The 17,263-nt window shown below is 70.6% G+C and carries 12 protein-coding genes; 6 read left to right on the top strand and 6 right to left on the bottom strand.

Going from position 1 to position 17,263, the window contains the following annotated elements; all coding sequences use genetic code 11:
- Positions 1 to 336: 336 nt before the first annotated feature.
- Positions 337 to 630 (top strand): WXG100 family type VII secretion target, encoded by a 294-nt coding sequence (locus ACIQRL_RS36540; RefSeq protein WP_381242187.1) that lies wholly within the window; start codon positions 337 to 339, stop codon positions 628 to 630.
- Positions 631 to 705: 75 nt separating this feature from the next.
- Entirely contained in the window at positions 706 to 5,097 is a 4,392-nt protein-coding gene (locus ACIQRL_RS36535; RefSeq protein WP_401339940.1) for an FtsK/SpoIIIE domain-containing protein, read from the top strand.
- Positions 5,098 to 5,268: 171 nt separating this feature from the next.
- Here ACIQRL_RS36535 and ACIQRL_RS36530 read toward each other — a convergent pair whose 3' ends face one another.
- Positions 5,269 to 5,904 carry a hypothetical protein gene (locus tag ACIQRL_RS36530; protein ID WP_401339774.1) on the bottom strand — a complete coding sequence of 212 codons (636 nt, stop codon included), beginning with the start codon at positions 5,902 to 5,904 and terminating at the stop codon, positions 5,269 to 5,271.
- A 31-nt stretch (positions 5,905 to 5,935) separates the two neighbouring features.
- Positions 5,936 to 6,229, bottom strand: coding sequence for a hypothetical protein (locus ACIQRL_RS36525; RefSeq protein WP_401339773.1), 294 nt, complete (start codon positions 6,227 to 6,229; stop codon positions 5,936 to 5,938).
- A gap of 143 nt (positions 6,230 to 6,372) precedes the next feature.
- Here ACIQRL_RS36525 and ACIQRL_RS36520 point away from each other — a divergent pair, with 143 nt between their 5' ends.
- From ACIQRL_RS36520 to ACIQRL_RS36510, 3 genes are all read left to right on the top strand, one after another.
- Complete coding sequence (locus ACIQRL_RS36520) at positions 6,373 to 7,056, top strand: hypothetical protein (protein WP_401339770.1); 684 nt, start codon at positions 6,373 to 6,375, stop codon at positions 7,054 to 7,056.
- A 561-nt stretch (positions 7,057 to 7,617) separates the two neighbouring features.
- Entirely contained in the window at positions 7,618 to 9,000 is a 1,383-nt protein-coding gene (locus ACIQRL_RS36515) for a hypothetical protein (protein ID WP_401339768.1), read from the top strand.
- A 1,013-nt stretch (positions 9,001 to 10,013) separates the two neighbouring features.
- Complete coding sequence (locus ACIQRL_RS36510; protein ID WP_401339765.1) at positions 10,014 to 10,661, top strand: LuxR C-terminal-related transcriptional regulator; 648 nt, start codon at positions 10,014 to 10,016, stop codon at positions 10,659 to 10,661.
- Between the two features lie 205 nt (positions 10,662 to 10,866).
- Here ACIQRL_RS36510 and ACIQRL_RS36505 read toward each other — a convergent pair whose 3' ends face one another.
- The 4 genes from ACIQRL_RS36505 to ACIQRL_RS36490 all read right to left on the bottom strand — a co-directional run bounded on the left by ACIQRL_RS36505 (position 10,867) and on the right by ACIQRL_RS36490 (position 15,858).
- Positions 10,867 to 11,658, bottom strand: a complete 792-nt coding sequence (locus ACIQRL_RS36505) for an MHYT domain-containing protein (RefSeq protein ID WP_401339763.1) — start codon at positions 11,656 to 11,658, stop codon at positions 10,867 to 10,869.
- A 510-nt stretch (positions 11,659 to 12,168) separates the two neighbouring features.
- Complete coding sequence (locus ACIQRL_RS36500; RefSeq protein ID WP_401339760.1) at positions 12,169 to 14,550, bottom strand: FtsX-like permease family protein; 2,382 nt, start codon at positions 14,548 to 14,550, stop codon at positions 12,169 to 12,171.
- Positions 14,551 to 14,596: 46 nt separating this feature from the next.
- Positions 14,597 to 15,346 (bottom strand): ABC transporter ATP-binding protein, encoded by a 750-nt coding sequence (locus ACIQRL_RS36495; protein WP_401339758.1) that lies wholly within the window; start codon positions 15,344 to 15,346, stop codon positions 14,597 to 14,599.
- Positions 15,343 to 15,858 (bottom strand): PadR family transcriptional regulator, encoded by a 516-nt coding sequence (locus ACIQRL_RS36490; RefSeq protein ID WP_401339756.1) that lies wholly within the window; start codon positions 15,856 to 15,858, stop codon positions 15,343 to 15,345. Before ACIQRL_RS36490 ends, ACIQRL_RS36495 begins: the two co-directional genes overlap by 4 nt.
- 122 nt (positions 15,859 to 15,980) lie before the next feature.
- On the opposite strand from ACIQRL_RS36490, the gene ACIQRL_RS36485 reads away from it, so the two are divergent.
- Entirely contained in the window at positions 15,981 to 17,249 is a 1,269-nt protein-coding gene (locus ACIQRL_RS36485) for an ABC transporter substrate-binding protein (RefSeq protein ID WP_401339755.1), read from the top strand.
- Positions 17,250 to 17,263 lie beyond the last annotated feature (14 nt).

Here is a 17,263-nt window from a genome sequence, read left to right as displayed (position 1 = left end):
GGTGTCGCCGGCGGTGCCTCCGATCCGTCCGGATGCCGGGTCTTTGGCTGGTCCGCAGACGGGTCTGCCGGGTGGTCCGGGGGCGGTGCCGACCGGTTCGAATCCCGGGGCGTTGCCTGCCCCGCATCCGGTGGAGGTGTCGCCGGCGGTGCCTCCGATCCGTCCGGATGCCGGGTCTTTGGCTGGTCCGCAGACGGGTCTGCCGGGTGGTCCGGGGGCGGTGCCGACCGGTACGAACCCCGGGTCTACGCCCGACGCCGAGGGCGGCTAGCCGTACATCCAGTTCTCCATCCCTGAACGGATGGACAGCATCAACCACCAGCAAGGAGTACTTCCGTGCCCAACTACAGCGTCAACTCCGACACCACGTCGTCGACCTCGCAGGCCCTGCTCAACGACTTCTCCCAGCTCCAGGACAAGCTCAACGAGGTCCGCGGCAAGATCTCCACCCTGCTCGCCGACGGCTACAGCACCCCCGCCGCGCAGCAGAAGTTCTCGCCGTTCTTCGACGAGTTCGCCAAGGGCTTCGAGCAGGTCAACCAGGGCCTGCAGGGCATCGGCCAGTACGTGAAGACCGTCGGCGAGGCCTTCGACCAGACCGACAACCAGCTCGGCTCCGCCCTGTCCTGACCAACCGGCCCGGCTCGCCGCACGGCGATCGATGCCGCACCCACCGCTACTCGAGAAGGACGATGAGCAGTGCGATTGACCGTCAGCGTTCGTGACCCTCGCGCCGAGGGGGTGTCCACCACCCTCGCAGTACAGACCGAACCGAACGCCACCGCGGACAGGTTCGCGGCCGAGCTGGCACGAGCCCTCGGCTACGCGGGGGCCGACGGCACCGCGGCGCCGGAGCCGGCCCTGTACGCCGGCTCGAAGCTCGTCGACCCCCGAAGCACGCTCCAGGCGGCGGGTGTACGGGACGGCATGGACCTGGGGCTCGGCGCTCCCGTGTCAGGGGAGCCCGAGCCCGAGGGCAGCACCGAGATCCGCGTCGTCTCCGGCCCGGGTGCGGGCACCACCTACCGCCTGGTCCCCGGCGACTACGACATCGGCGCCGCCCCCGGCTGCCGCGTGCGCCTGGCCGAAGGCGCGCCGCCCCGCGCCGCCCAGGTGCGCGTGCACCTCGACGGCAGCGCCGAACTCCTCGCGGCCGATGCGGCGTCGCTCGACGGCAAGCCCACGGGCGAACCGTCCCCGTGGCGCGAGGGAAGCCAACTCGCGGTCGGGACCACCCTGCTGGAGCTCACGTCGAGGCACACGGCCCGCGCCCCGCTGGTCGCGGCGGAGGACGGACTCGGACTGGAGTTCAACCGGCCGCCGCGATTCCTGCCGCCCGCGGCAGGGGCGAAGTTCCGGCTGCCGACCCCACCCATCAAGCCCGACAAGCGGCCCGTCCCCCTCCTGCCGATCCTGCTACTGCCCGCCGGCAGCGCCGCGATCGCCATCCTCGTCACCCACCGGTGGTCCTTCGTCTTTATCGCCCTGCTCTCTCCGATCGCCGCCCTGGTCACCCAGTTCGGCGGCCGCAAGCAGGCGATGCTGAAGTACCTGGAGTCGAAGGAGGACTACGACCGGTCGGTGACCGCCGTGCGTGCGGACATCGACACCGCCGTCCTGGAGGAGCAGCACAACCTCCGCCTCTCCCTGCCCGATCCCGCGGCACTTCTGCAGATGGCGGTCAGACCTTCGGAACGGCTGTGGGAACGCCGGTGGCGGGACCCCGACTTCCTGACCGTGCGCGCCGGCACCACCGATCTCCCGTCGTCGGTCAGCGTCGACGACCCCGAGCAGGACGAGCACCGGCGCAACACCGTGCCGTGGCTGAACCAGGTACCCGTCGCCCTCCCGCTGCGCCGCGTCGGCGTCGCGGGTGTCGCCGGACCCGGCGCGACCCGCCACGCGGCATGGCTGACCGCCCAGGCGGCCGCCCTCCACAGCCCCACCGACCTGCGCATCGTCGTCCTGGCCGGACCGTCCGGCGAGCACGACTGGTCCTGGTCGCGCTGGCTGCCGCACACCCAGGCGCAGGGCGAGGACGCCTACGCCCTGATCGGCAGCACCGCGGACTCGTTGGCCCGCCGCATCGGTGAACTCGGTCAGATTGTCGCCGCCCGCAGCGCCGCCGGACCGGAGATCACACGGGGCGGAGCCAACGGCTACCCCGACATCCTCGTCGTCCTGCAGGAGGCCCGCCGGGCCCGCTCCCTGCCGGGCGTGATCGCACTCCTGCGCGACGGCCCGGCCGTGGGTGTGTACACCATCTGCATCGACCGGGAGGAGCGGCTGCTGCCCGAGGAGTGCGGTGCCGTCGTCGTCACCGTCGCCGACGCCACCACGGCCAAGGTCCGCACCGGACCCGGCGCCGCCCTGGAGAACGTGCGCAGCGACTTCCCCGAGGCGAACTGGTACGACCAGTTCGCCCGTGCGCTGGCCCCGTTGCGCGGCGTGGGGGACAGCGACGAGAGCGCGCTGCCGGGCTCCGTACGCCTGCTGGACCTGCTGAACATCGAACCGCCCACCGCGCAGGCCCTGGCGGCGGGATGGTCCCTCGGTGGTCGCTCCACCAGGGCCGTGCTCGGCGTCGGCTACGACGGCGAGTTCGCCGTCGACCTGGTGCGCGACGGTCCGCACGCGCTGATCGCCGGCACCACCGGCTCCGGCAAGTCCGAACTGCTCCAGACGCTCGTCGCCACGCTCGCGGTGGTCAACCGGCCCGACGAGATGACGTTCGTCCTCGTCGACTACAAGGGCGGCAGCGCCTTCGCCGAGTGCGCCGACCTGCCGCACACCGTCGGCCTGGTCACCGACCTCGACACCCGGCTCGTGGAACGGGCACTGGTCTCCCTGGGCGCCGAACTGCGCCGCCGCGAGACACAGTTGGCCCAGTCGGGCGCCAAGGACATCGAGGACTACCTCGACAAGCGCTCGCGCGGCGGCAACGTCCTTCCCCCGCTGCCCCGACTGCTCCTCGTCATCGACGAGTTCGCCTCGATGGTCCGCGAACTGCCCGACTTCATCTCCGGACTGGTCAACATCGCCCAGCGCGGCCGGTCCCTCGGCATCCACCTGGTGCTCGCCACCCAGCGGCCGGGCGGCGCGGTCACCCCGGACATCCGGGCCAACACCAACCTCCGTATCGCCCTGCGCACCACCGACACGAGCGAGAGCCGCGACATCATCGACGCTCCCGACTCCGGCGACATCTCCCCGGCCAACCCGGGCCGCGCCTACGCCCGCCTGGGCCCGTCGGCGCTGCTGCCGTTCCAGTCCGGACGCGTCGGAGGGCGCCGACCCGGCGGCCTGCCCGCCACCGGGACACAGGTCACCGTCGACGCCGTGCCCGTGCCGTGGCAGGACCTCGGCGGCCCCCTGCCCAGGGCGCGTTCGCGAGGCGGCGCGGCCGCGCGGAGCGAGGCGGTCACCGACCTCGCGGTGCTCGCGGCCGCGGTCGCCGACGCGGCCACCCTCGCCGGCGTGCCGCGCCGGCCCAGCCCCTGGCTGCCTGCGCTGCCCGACGTGCTGCCGTGGACCATGCCGCCCGCGCCGAAGCCCGCCGCCGAACGCGAAGCGGCCCTGGCCCCCGTCGCGTACGGCATGGTCGACCTGCCCGCCCAGCAGAGCCGCGCACCGCTCACGTTCGACCTCGACCGGGCGGGCCACCTGCACATCATCGGCTCGCCCCGCAGCGGCCGCTCCCAGACCCTGCGCACCCTGGCCGCAGCGCTCGGCCAGGCCCACGGCGCGGACGACATGCACCTGTACGGCATCGACTGCGGCAACGGCGCCCTCAACGTGCTGACGTCGCTGCCGCACTGCGGCTCGGTCGTCGACCGCAACCAGATCGAGCGCCTCGGCCGCCTCCTGGACCGGCTCGGCACCGAACTCACCGTCCGCCAGAGCGTCCTGGGCACCCGCGGCACGGCCGACCTGACCGAGCTGCGGCACGGCCAGCCCGAACACGAGCGGCTCCCGCACATCGTGCTGATGGTCGACCGGTTCGAGGTCTTCGAGCGCGAGTTCACCTCGTACGACAACGGCAGCTACATGGAGCGGCTCTTGCGACTGCTGCGCGACGGTGCGGGCGTGGGCATCCACGTCGTGCTCGCGGGGGACCGGGTGCTCGGCAGCAGCCGCTTCTCCGGCACCACCGAGGACAAGATCGTCCTCAGGCTCAACGACAGGCAGGACTACTCCAGCGTCGGCATCCCCACCAAGTCCGCGCCCACGGACCCGGAGCCCGGCCGCGGCATCCGCACCCAGGATCTGAGCGAGGCGCAGATCGCCGTCCTCGGCGAGGACCTGGCGGGCACCGCCCAGGCCGGCATCCTCGCGGCCCTCGGCCGGGAACTGGCCGAGCGCGAAAGCGCGGTGCCGCCCGCCCGCCGCCCGATCAGGCTCGACGTACTGCCCGACCGGATCTCGTACGCCGACGCCCGCACCCTGCACACGCAGGCCGGACCGATGCGGCCCCTGGTCGCAGTCGGCGGAGACACCCTCGCCTCGCTCGGCCCCGACCTCACGGACGTCCCCACCTTCGTGATCGCCGGACCGCCGCGCACCGGCCGCAGCACCGCGCTGCTCGCCGCGTCCGAGTCACTGCTGACTGCCGGCGCGGGACTCATCGTGCTGGCCCCGCGCCGTTCGCCCCTGCGCAACCTCCAGGGCCGGCCCGGCGTGGTGTCCCTGTTCACCGACGCCGACGTGCCGGTCGGTGACTTCCGGCAGGCGTTGAACAACGTCTCGCAGGAGTACGGCGTCATCGTCGTCGACGACGCCGAACTCTTCATGGGAGCCGAGATCGACCCCGATCTCGCGCTGCTCGCCCGCGGCGGTGCCGGCACCGGCTGGGGCGTGCTCGTGGCGGGCAACGCCGAGTCGCTGTCGCTGAGCCTGGCCGGGTGGATGGGGCAGGTCAAGCGCAATCGCAGCGGCATGCTCCTGTCCCCGCAGGGACTGAGTGACGGCGAGGTCATCGGCGTGAAGCTGACCCGGGGCCTGGTCGGCCAGGCCCCCCAGCCGGGCCGCGGCCTGATCCACCTCGGTGACGGAGTCCTGCGCAGCGTCCAGGTGCCCTACCTGGGGCCGGACCTGTAGAAGCGGGAGGGGTTCCCACATGCCCCCCGTTGGGGGAGCCCGTCCTTGTGTCCCCTCACTCCTCGGAGGGGACGGGGCTGTGCCCCCGCTGCGGAGGCGGTCGAACGAAGGCGACCGCCCCCGCAGCGACGTCCGCAGGCGAGCCCGTCGGGGCATCGCCTTAAGCGGCTGTCACACGCCGGAACCCACTTGCGCAGGGACCTGCTCCCCGTCGGCGGTCAGGAAGCGGAACGTGCTCGTGATCGCGTCGAAGAGGTCGTACACCTCGTTCTTCAGCGGCAGGTTGGGGCTGGCGAGGGTGACCACGAGGAAGTCCTGCGTGGTGCCGGGCACCGCCATCATCGTGTGCATCGTCAGCAGCTTGACGTCGATGTCACCGGTCAGCCGGGTCACCTCGGTGCCGGTGAGGCGTGCCGCAGGGCCGACGTGGGGCACCTGCGCCGAGGTGATGGCACGGTCCTTGGGCACCTCACCGGTGGCCGAGGAGAGACCCAGCTGCGCCGACAGGACGGGCAGTGTCAGCTCGTGCCCCGCGGGCGTGGTGACGGCGAAGACCATGCCGTACGCCATGAACAGGCCCTCGGGGTACATGGTCGCCGTGCCCGACGCCAGAAGCGCCCCGTAACGCCGGGCCGCCCGGGTCACCTCACGGCCCTGCCGGAACATGTCGTTGATCTCGGCCTTCGCCCGGGGATCGTCGGTGGACGCCAGCGCCTGCGCGCGGACCCGGGCCAACTCCTCACCGCTCAGATCGAACTGATCCCACTGATCGGGAATGTCCAGCAGAAAACGCTGTGCCGTGCTCATCGTCCGTCCTTCGCCGTGTTCGTCGGGAGTCTCACGTGCCGGACCCGTCGTCGAGATGCGCGGCCGCGTCCCGGTCGGTCTTCTCGAAGGCGTCCAGGATCTGGCCGATGGCGTCCCGGATGCCCGCCACCTGCTTCTGCAACTGGTGCTTGCCGTCCTCCCACCGGTCCTCGAAGTTCTGGGCGGAACCGCGGGACAACTCAGGGCCGAACGCCGCGTCGAAGTCGAACGTGTTGTGTCCGATGTCGATGAAGTCGTGCACGAAACCCAGCATGTTCTGGGCTTCCTTGAGCTCGTTCACGGGGATGTTCACGTTCGACGACACTGCGGGCTCCCGATCCTGCGCGTGAGGGCTGCTCTGTACGAGGAGCACGACACAGGGGCGGTCGAACGTTCATCGCGGAACACCTTCGCGGTGAACGGGGCCCGGCGTTGAACCTTTTCCGGGGCTTGTGCCGTGTCGCCTGTATGACCTCGTTCTTTAGCGGCCTGCTGTCACACGGCACCGCAACGCGCCGTGCTTCCGCCGCCACCGTTCTCGCCGTCTGCGGGCTGGTGAGCCTGACCGCGTGCGGCAAGGTGATCCAGATCGGTGACAGCTCGCCTTCGTCCACTTCCGCCCCGGCTCCGGCCACCTCGTCCGCGGCTCCTACGACCGCAGCGCCCGCGCAGGGCGGCGCGGGCAACTCCGCACTCCAGGTGCTCGACTCCACCGCCAAGGACGCCGGCCTCAACGGAACCGGCGGCACGGTGGTCGGCACGGCGGTCCAGGAGACGCCGCCCAAGTGGGTCCAGCTGTCCGCGGTCACCTCACCCGACCTGGCCGCACCCCACCTGATCAACATCAACCAGGCGGCGCTCTACCGCTTCGACGGCGACAGCGCCGGCTCGGGCGAGTCGAACTGCAACGACGCCTGCGCCACGAAGTGGCCCCCGGTCATCATCAAAGACGGTGGCAACGTCTATCTGGCGGGTGTGAACCCGAAGGACGTCGAAGCCATCCACCGGGCCGACGGCAAGGTCCAGGTCACCGTGGGCGGCTGGCCCGTCTACCGCTTCTCCGGCGACTCCGGTGCCGGCGACCTGAACGGTCAGGGCGTCGACGGCAAGTGGTTCGCGGTCGGGCCCACGGGGCAGAAGGCGGTGCGCTGACCCAGGTCGCCCGGGTGCTGTGGTTCGTTTCCGTCGCATCGCTGTGGATCGCGGTGCGACGGTGAGCCATGTCCGCCGAGCAGCCGCCCCGTCCCCCGCCCACCTGATGCCCCGTCAACGGGCTGGCATCGGCCGGCCATGGTCTGACCGGCACCACGGTGTTGGATGCCCTACCCCGGAAATGATGTCAACTCGGAACTCCCCAGGCGCCGTTGAAGCCCAGACCTACCACGACGGCGCCCGCGCCATCACCGTTTCGACCCGGAGGCTGCCTGTGTGTCACCCCTTGCTGCCCAAACGATCCTGATCGGCCTCGGGGCTCCCTTTTCGCGTGCACACAGCTGATAGAAACACGGTGCTGTCTGCGGCTGCGACGGAGCCACCGGGCCACGTTCTCGGTTTCACGCCGCTCCCCGGCAAGCAGCGAATGGAACATGAACAGAAGAAGGCGTCTCACGCGAGCAAGCGCAGCAGCTGGAGGGTCTGTCTGGATTCCTCGACCGTCTTTCGGTTCCGGGAGCTCTTCAAATCCCGATCGGACACGAGGTGGGCCGGGGCAGGATGGGTGAGAACGTGGATGTCACCGGCGGGGCGACGGTGACGCGCGCCGGTGAGCGTGTGCACATGGTGCATGCGGGCAGCGGTCCGCCGGATCGTCTCACGCGTCTGGCCCGCCTGCTGACTCCGGTCAGACCGGGCGAAGCGGTGGTGGTCGTGGGCATGCCGCTGTCCGACCGGGATGCCGACGAGATGTGCCGCTACCTGGCGCCGGCCCTGGACGCCGGCCGGGACGCGCATGTCCGGCTGCTGGTGCTGCTGATGGCCGAAGGGGCGAACGGTCGCACAGGCCGCCCCTCCGTCGCGCAGCTGATCTGTGAGCGGTGGGGACTCGACGTCCTGGCGACAGCCGGCAGGGCCCTCGTGACCGAGGACGGATCCTTCTTCTCGCCCGACCTGCCCGGCGCCTCGGGCGGCTGGTGGCACTTCTCACCGGGGCGCGCGCCCAGAAGCGTGGGCAGTCACCTGCCCGTGCCGGGCTGGAGATCCGCCGTGCGACGGGTGGGCCGGCAGACGGTCGCGGGGCATGTCGTCGAGCCCGTCCCGGCCGGACTGGCCGTCCGGCGCGAGGGTCCGGCCCCGCTCTCCGCCCACACGAGACCGCTTGCCCTTGCGCCCGAGAGGGAGCGGCCGCAGCTGGTACTGGTGTCGTCCGACGTGCCCGCGGCGGCCCTCGCCGTGGTGATGGCCGCCATGCCCGTACAAGTTCGCAGCCTGGTGCGGCTGGTGTCCTTGGACGGACTGCCGCTGCTGCGGACCGGGCAGGAACTGGCGGACCTGCTGGGCAGCGAGGTCCGCCTGGCGGTGGGGGCACCGCGGCTCGACGGCGGCAGCTCCTGGGACGCGGCGTCGGTGCCGGACGCCACGACGGAACTCGGCATGACCGACGCCGCGGGCGGATTCTGGCGCCCGTTCGCGCGTACGGTCGTCTGCTCACCGACCGGGCAGGGAGGCGCACGCGCCGTGCGCGTGACGGAGTGCCGGATGCCACCCGACCTGGGCGGTACGACCGCTCAGCCGTCGGAGCTCACCGCGCACAGCAGGGCGGTCGTGACCGCGGCGGGCCTGTGGATCGGGCCCTACGGCAGTCCGCCGCCGTACGCCGCCACCGTCCGGCCGCCCTCCCGCGACACCCTGGCCGTCGAACTCGGTGTCGCGGAGCGGGCGTTCGACCAGAGTCTCTGGGAAACCTCGGCCCTGTTGCTGGAGCGGTTGGAGCCCGGCCTGCGTCGGCGGGTCGTGGTGCACACCCACGGGAACCTCATGGCTGAGGACCGCGCGCGGTTGCACCAGCTGCGCGCGATGCACCGGCTGGAGCCCGTCCGGCGGAGCGAGCGCGGGCACACCCGTTACGGCATGCTCGACAGCCACGACGGCACACGGTAGGGCCGCGTCTGCGCGGACGACGCGCGACCACTGCGCACGTGGCCGGCCGGCAGATCGCAGGTGTCGGCGCCCGGTGCCCCGTGTCGATTTCGAAATGCAGCCATGCGTCGGCCGCAGTCCTGCGTCTGCGGAACCAGTGCTTCACGAATGCACTGTCACCGACAAAAAACCAAGTGTGCCGTTTCCGCTGTCGACAGGGCCCGAGGGCGGCAATTGATCATTCATGACGGACTCGCGCCGTACTCTGTCTGGATCTGCAAAAAACATACTTCCGAGTAACCGTTCTGTTTGGTCGATCGCGCAACCGTGACGCCTCAAAGGGCAACCCTCATTGTGGGGAGTCGGCTTGTGCGTGGCAGCGGCCAACAGCGGCTGTAAGGTCAACCTTCGGGACGAGCAAGGGTTGTCGCTTGGAACGACGGTGGGCATGTACGGGAATGCGCCCGACGCAGTAGTGCAACTGCGCGCCGACGCGCAGGGGTTCGCACACGGCCATGGCGTCGCGGCAGATGCCGAGGGGACCTCGGGAGATATCGGGTTCCGGCGGGCGCACCACACTGCGGGGCACGGAGACAGACCAGTGGCTCCCGGAGCGGTGTGGTAGGCGCTTCAACCCCTTTCCGGCGGAGACATCCGTGCTCGCCGCTGCGGCGGCGTGATCGTCTCTACGGGCACCTGATCACCACTGTGTCCTGAGGGTGGCAAGGGTGCCTCCCCCCGACATCGTTTTCCGGCCGTCGATTCGCTCTCGGTGGCCCCAGGGGCACCGGCCCCCGGAACCGACCGACAGAGCCGACCTCACCGGGCGGCGGAACGGACACCCTGATCGAACAGCCCCAACGGCGCCCGGCGCGGGAGCCGTTGCATCACCACTGACATGTGTGCGCCCAACACCCGGCCCTCGGACTCCATCCGGCCGGCGGTTCCACGGTGAGGCACTTCTCCCGGAACCACCCCCACATCATCGCGAGCGTGCGTAGAGACCACGTCGCGCCGATCCTGGAGGACCTGCGTTGACTTACAAGGAGAAAACTCCTGCCCCGATATCGATCGTCGTCCGGGCGGCCGATCCGGTGTCCTTGCAGGGGGCCGAAGTACTCCTGCGCAGGTCGGACGGGACGGTTGTGCTGTCGGCCGACCAGGTGGCGCGCGCCGACGTCGTCCTCGTGCTGGCGAACGAGGTGACGGAGGAGACCATGTCCTGGATGGAAGAGGCATCGACCGTCTCGGCCAACCCGGACATGCGTATCGTGCTGGTTGCCGCCCGTATCAGCAGACCGAGACTGGCACGGGCCGTGCGGCACGGCCTTGTGAGCGTGCTGCCCCGGGCGCACACAGGCTTCCCGGAAATCGTGCAGGCCGTGCTCAACAGCCGTGCGGGCGGTGCCCAGATGCCCGGCGAACTGCTCAGATCACTGATCGAGGAACTGCGTTCTCTGCTGCGTGATCCGACCGGATCCATTCTCCCCGGCGGGTTCGAGGGCCGTGAAGTCGAGGTCCTGCGGCTGCTCGCGGAAGGCCTGGACACCACGGAGATCGCGGCAAAGCTCAACTATTCCGAACGCACCATCAAAAACATCATCTTCGCCGTCACCAGGCGTCTGAATCTGCGAAATCGAACTCATGCGGTGGCGTACGCGATGCGGATTGGTGCCCTGTGACGTTCCGTTCCGCGGCGCCAGGCCCGACAGGAGGCGCCGTTCCCGCGAACTGGTTCCGTCTCTTCGTCGGCGACGAAAGTAAAACCTTTCCTCGCAGCCTTGAGCGAAGTTCCACTGCCACTGAGATGCTGTGAACGTCAAGTGACGCTCGGAGTGCGGCCTGGCCGACGGCCCGGACGGACCGCCGGCCCCCGCCGCCCTCGTGTCACCCCGCGACAGTCACCACCGGGTCCGCCTCGATGGCAGATTGCTCGTCGATGACCGGTGCGACGGCGGGCGCCGCAGGGGCGAACTCGATGGGACGGGCGGTGCCCGGTGTCAGGTACCACGGCATCTCCCGAGTGACGAGCGGAGCGGGGGTGTCGCGCACGTCCCGGACCGGTGTCATGTAGAGGTTGAACGCCACCGTCAGGACCACCAGTGTCAGTACGGCGGCCAGCGGGACGACGCCTGCAGCTCCTCCCAGTCCCGCGCCCTGACCGGCTGCCGTGCCTTCAGGGGGCACGGTCACCCCGGCAAGACAGATGTACTGGGCGGAGCAGAGCACGGCCCCGGTCAGCAGGGAGGCGCCCAGGGCGGTCACCTTGGAACCGACCGACACCGACACCGACAGCGTCGCTGTCGCGCCGATCGCCGCCACGAGCGCGGAAGTGAGTGTCGCACCGATGGACACGTGGATCCCGCCGTCGACGTCCAGGGCGATCACGCCCAGCGCGTGGGCCCAGACGAGACCACCCGCCATGACGGCACCGGCGGCGACCAGTCCCCACGGAGCGCGCCGTACGTCCGCCAGGAGCAGGCCGAATGTCGTCGAGCAGACGCAGACCAGGCCGGACAGCAACGTCAGCGGTCCGTCGTGACCGATGATCGTGCCGTGGGTGCCGAGGCCGAGCCAGACGATCAGGTGCATGCCCCAGAGGCCGGACCCGAGCGCGACGGAACCGAAGGCCGGCCACATCCATTCCTGCTTCGTCCGGCGTGCTCGGAAGCGGGCCAAGCAGGCCCATCCTTGAAATGAACCCACGCACACGGTCATGTACGCAAGAAAGGGAAACATGGCGTCTGAAAAGAGGTGTTGGTGGCCCACGGCCGGACTCCCACTTCGAACGAGCAACGCGTCAGATCGGTGACGCGTGAATCATCCCCTCGCGCGATGACACAGAGGGGTACCCCGGCCCGGGTGGTCGTTTTCTGTATCGGCCACGCCGCAGATTCGATCCGGAGCTTTCAAATTCTGCCCAGGCCACGCTCATTGTGACCGGAAGGACCCCGCTGGGAGAATGGCGGCAGGGTCAACGATGCTGCCCTTTGGGGAAATCCGGATACTTCTTTCCGGGATTATCGCCCGAGGCGGACGCGGCCCCTTCCTGGGTGCCCAGGCGTCCCAGCGCTGGGACGCCTCTACATCGGCTCGGGCGAAACGATCTGGTCGCAAAGGACCTGCCGTAGACCGGCGCGGCACCGACGCACCGGACATTCGGACTCGGCGCAGCCCACCGGGTCCGACTCAGGCGGCCGCGGCCAGAGTGTCCGCCAGCCGGCGCCGCGCCGCACGCGCCGCGGGCAGCGCCGCGAGAGCGGCCGCACCCAGCACGGTGGCGATCCCGAGGAGCACCAGCAGCACCGGTGAAGGGCCTTGGGCGATGCCGGCCCCGATACCGCTCGACACGCCCTGCCGGTCGATCAGCCAGAGCGCCAGCGGCACGCCGACGGCAGCCGCGGTGAGGAAGGCGGCCAGCGCCGTACAGCCCGTGGCCGTCATGGTGACGGCGGTGATCTGTCGCGGGGACAGGCCGATGGCCTTCAACGCCAGCAGGTCGCGCTCACTCTCGCGGACGGTGCCACCGATTGCGGTGAGCAGCTCGACCAGTCCGATGAAAGCCAGGACGAGGATGAGGCCGGCCACGACCCCGCGCAGCGGCGAGAGTGCGTCGGCCGGGTTCGACGCCGCGTTCACGTCCAGCTGGCCGTGCCCGCCGGCGGTCAGACGCCGGGCGACGGTGTGCGGGTTCGCGCCGGGCCGCAGGCGGAGCTGGTACAGGGTCGGGGCGATGCGGGGATCGTTCTCGCGCAGAGTGCCGAGCGAGGCGGAGATGACGCGGCCGGCGTTCTCCGGCTCGATGCTGCGGCCCACGATGTGCAGGATCTGCGGCTGGTCGCCGACGGTCATGCGGACCCAGTCCCCGACCCGCACGTTCAGCAGGTCGAGCAGGCCCTGGCCGGCAACGGCCTCGTCGCTGGCGTGGGGGGAGCGGCCCTCGGCGACGGCGAAGGGGTAGGGGGAACGCGCGGTGCCGAGGCCGCGCAGCGCGATGGTGGCCGTCTGCCCCGGGACCAGCGCGGCCACCTCGACGCCCGGGTAGACGGCGGCGACCTGCGGATCGCGGTCCAGCAGACCGCGCACTTCCGCATCGCCGAGTCCCTGGCGGGTGTGGACGGTCAGGGCGGCCGGGACGCCGATCTTCTGCGGCTCGCTGTGGAAGCGGTCGATGGTGGTCCACGCGCTCAGGGCAACGACCATCAGTGACAGGGGCAGTGCGAGGCGCGCCACGGTGGTCAAGGACCGCACGGGCCGCGCGACGGCCGCGTGCCAGCCGAGCACCAGGCCGGCCGGCACACCGACGTCGATGGCGCGCCGCATCACCGCGGACAGCGGCACCGTGGACCGGGCCGGCGTGATAAGCGGCCGCACGGCCCGGCGCGCGGCGGCCAGCGGGCCTCGGCTTGGAACAGGGCGCTCTGCCTGCGCGGGTCCTGACCGTGCCGTCGCCGCGGGGCGGGTGCCCGGTACCGGCGGCACACGTCCCGCCCGCCACGCGGCCAGTCCCGTCGTCGCCGCGATGAACAGCACGGCTCCGGCCGGAATGGCGAGCTGCGCCACCCCATGGCCGGGCAGGATGCGCCACATGCGGACGGCGTCACCCAGGCGGCCCGGGACATGGCCGCCCAGGGTCTCGGTCACGGCCGTCGCCGCCAGTGCGCCGAACAGGGCGTACGCGATGTGCTGGCAGAGGAAGACGCGCACCACCTGGTTGGGCGTGAACCCGATGGCCTTGAGGACGGAGATGTCCCGCAGGTGGCCACGGATGCGGGTGGCGATCGCCCCGTGCACGGCGAAGCCCGCGGTGATCAGCGCGCCCAGGCCGAACAAGCCCAGAATCTGGCCGAGGAGCCGGTTGTCGCCTTGCGCTTCGGCGCGTGCCTGCTGCCAGGTGGAGACCTCGCCGATGGCGCCTGCGCCCAGGATGGTGACGGCGCGTTGGACGGCGTAGTCGGTGTCCGCGGCATCGAACAGGCGCAGTCCGATGACCTGGCCGGTGGGATGCGGTACGGCGCCGGGCAGAGCCCAGACGAAGCCGGGCTGCTCGCCCGGTCGGTAGTGGTCCTCGGGGCTGTCGGCGACCCCGACGACCGTGACCTTGCCGGCGTTGCTGGGCAGCGTGAGCGTGTCACCGGGACCAGCGAGCAGGGCCCGCGCCAGGCTGCTCTCCAGGACCACGCCGCGGGGGGTGCCGGGGTCGAGCCAGTGTCCGGCGGTCAGTAGTGGGCGCCCCACACGGGGGAGTTCGGAGGTGGCCCGCACTTCCACGGAAGCACGGGTGCCGCGGGTGGCGAGAGTCGTCACGGCGGTGGCGTAGGGGCCGGCGACCGCCTCGACCCCGTCCACGCCGGTCAGCTTGCCGAGGTCGGTGGAGGAGCCGGTGTGCAGCCACACGTGCGCCCCGCGTGCCTGGGTGAAGGTGCGCTGCCACGGGTTGGTGGCGTAACCGAACAGCGCGGTGGCCAGCAGTAGCGACATGACAATGCCGGCGGTGGCGAGCACCAGGAAGAATGCTTCCCCACGATGCGTGCGCAGATCGGAGTGTGCCCAACGCAAGGTGGCGCGCATGTGTCCCATCCCTTTCGGGGTTGTCGTACGTCCGCGGGCGGGCGGGTCAGTCCTTGAGCCTCAGCACTCCGGATGCCCCTGGCCTGCGCGACGGTGTGCCGTCGAGCTCGGCGTCGTCGGCGATGCGGCCGTCGAAGAAGCTGATCACCCGGTCCGCGGCGCTGGCGAGCCGGGCGTCGTGGGTCACGAGCACGATGGTCTGCCCTCGCCGGTGGAAGCGGGACAGCAGCCGCATCACCTCGCGGGTGCCTTTGCTGTCGAGGCTCCCGGCGGGCTCGTCGGCCAGTAGCAGCGGCGGGTGATTGACCAGGGCCCGGGCGAGCGCGACACGTTGCTGCTCGCCGCCGGACAGCTCGCCCGGCAGACTGCGTTCCTTGCCCGCGATGCCCAACTCGGCCAGCAGTTCCTCCCGTTCGGCGCGTGCGCGCTTGGGGGAGGTGCCGGCGAGGAGAGCGGGGAGTTCCACGTTGTCGGAGACCGACAGGTTGGAGACGAGGTTGAAGAACTGGAAGACGATGCCGATGCGCTTGCGGCGTTCGACCGCCCAGCGGGCCTCCCGCCAGGTGTCGGTGCACTCGCCGTCCAGCCACAGGGATCCGCTGTCGGGCTGCTGCAGTCCGCCGAGCAGGTGCAGCAGGGTGGACTTCCCGGCCCCGGACGGGCCGGTGACGGCGACGAACTCGCCGCGGCGGACGCTCAGGTCGACGCCGCGGACGGCGTGTGCCGGGCCGCTCTCGCCGTAGTGCGTCCGTATCAGTCCCTCTGCGCGCAGCACGGGAGCGGGGCTTTCGCTCACTCCAGCTCCTCCAGGTCTTCCTGGCACCGTTCCAGCCAGTCGAGGTCGGCCTGGAGGTGCAGCATCGCGCCCTCGATCAGGAGGTGGGCGATGCGGTTGTCGCGGTCTTCGACGGCGGCCAGCTTGGACAGGTTGCGCATGGAGTTGAGGTACTGGCGCCGTTGTCTGTTGATGAGGGCGATCCGGTCGGCGAGGCCGGTCCCCGGTGCCAGCGCCAACTTCATGAAGAAGTCGTCCCGCACCCGTGGCTCGTCCTCGGGCCGTTCGAACCAGCCGCGCAGCTCTTCCTGCCCGGACTCGGTGAGGCGGTAGACCTTCTTGTTGGGCCGGCTGGACTGTTCGATGTCCTCGCCCTCGATGAGCCCCTGCTTCTCGAGGCGCCCGAGGGTGACGTAGATCTGGCCGACGTTCGGCTGAGGGTACGCGGAGCCCAGCAGTTGCTCAAGGCCCTGCTTCAGCTCGTACCCGTGGGCAGGCCCACGGGCCAGAAGGGCAAGGAGGGGCTGACGCACTACCGCCGTCCTCCTGTCCTCGTAGAGTGTCTCCGGCCCCTAGTATCGCCCATACCTAACGGGTATACATGGCCTTCGGTCGTGACGATGCTGCAGGCCGGTAGATGTCCAGGGAGGAACCTATGCGGTGGATCAACTCCGCGGGTAGGTGTCTCCTCGTTCTCGGCGTGGTGCTGACCGGATGCGTCTCCTCGAACGAGGGGAAGACCGACGGCGGGGGCGGCCGCGGGCCGCTGACGCTGGCCACGGCCGGGGACCTCACTGGCTACCTTGGCAGGGTGCTCGACGGCTGGAACCGCACACATCCCGGTGAGCGGGTCACGCTCGTCGAGTTGCCGGACTCCGCCGACGAGACGCACGCGCAGATGGTCACGGACCTGCGCGGCGGTGTCCGCAGCCGGTTCGACGTCCTGAACATCGATGTCAACTGGACCTCGGAGTTCGCGGCCGCGGGATGGATACGTCCGCTGTCCGAGGACCGCTTCCCGCTCAAGTCGTTCCTGAAGCCGGTCGTGGAGACGGGTAAGTACGACGGGCGGCTGTACGCGGTTCCCTACGTCACCAACGCCGGGCTGCTGCTGTACCGCAAGGACATCCTCGCCAAGGAGGGTGTGCCGCCGCCGACGACCTGGGCGGAGCTGGAGCACGACGCGAAGACGATCGCGCCGAAACACGGGGTGGACGGCTATGCGGGACAGTTCCTGCCCTACGAGGGGCTGACCGTGAACGCCGCCGAGGCGGTGTATTCGGCGGGCGGCACCATCCTCGGCGACGAGGGCGACCGCGTCACGGTGAACTCCGCGGCCGCCCGCACGGGCATCGACTTCCTCGTGAGGGGTGTACGCGAGGGGTGGATACCCAAGGCGGCCCTCTCCTACAAGGAGGAGGAGTCCAAGCAGGCGTTCCAGGACGGCCGGCTGCTCTTCCTTCGTAACTGGCCCTACGCGTACGCCGTCGCCTCGGCGCCGGGCTCCCCGGTCGCCGGCAAGGTCGGCGCCGTACGCCTGCCCGGTCCCGACGGCCCCGGGACCAGCGTGCTGGGCGGCTCCGATCTCGCGGTCAACACCCATGCGCGGCACCCGAATTCGGCTGCCCGGCTGATCGCGTACCTGACCAGCGAGAAGGTCCAGCGCCAGGTGCTCACGCTCGGCGCGCTGCCGCCGGTGCGCGCCGCGCTCTACATGGACCCGGACCTGGTCGAGCGGTTCCCGTATCTGCCCACCCTGCGCTCGAGCGTGCTCAGTGCCGCTCCGCGCCCCAAGAGCCCGCGCTACGACCAGGTCAGTCTGGTGGTGCAGGCGGTGGTGCACGACGCGATGACCGGACACGAATCGTCCGACGCGGCCGTCCACCGGCTGGCGAAGGAGCTCGCCGCCATTCCAGGGCGCTGACGCTCCCACCTTTC

Origin of the sequence: Streptomyces sp. NPDC091209 (assembly GCF_044757755.1) — a bacterium.
In the GTDB taxonomy this organism is placed as follows: domain Bacteria; phylum Actinomycetota; class Actinomycetes; order Streptomycetales; family Streptomycetaceae; genus Streptomyces.
Note: the sequence above shows the minus strand (reverse complement) of the source record. Positions and strands in the feature narration are given on the sequence as shown.

Bases quoted from the DNA above. Each gene is read 5' to 3' on its own strand.
- ACIQRL_RS36485 (WP_401339755.1), top strand. From the start codon at position 15,981: ATGCGGTGGATCAACTCCGCGGGTAGGTGTCTCCTCGTTCTCGGCGTG.
- ACIQRL_RS36515 (WP_401339768.1), top strand. From the start codon at position 7,618: ATGGGTGAGAACGTGGATGTCACCGGCGGGGCGACGGTGACGCGCGCC.
- ACIQRL_RS36500 (WP_401339760.1), bottom strand. From the start codon at position 14,550: ATGCGCGCCACCTTGCGTTGGGCACACTCCGATCTGCGCACGCATCGT.
- ACIQRL_RS36520 (WP_401339770.1), top strand. From the start codon at position 6,373: ATGACCTCGTTCTTTAGCGGCCTGCTGTCACACGGCACCGCAACGCGC.
- ACIQRL_RS36530 (WP_401339774.1), bottom strand. From the start codon at position 5,904: ATGAGCACGGCACAGCGTTTTCTGCTGGACATTCCCGATCAGTGGGAT.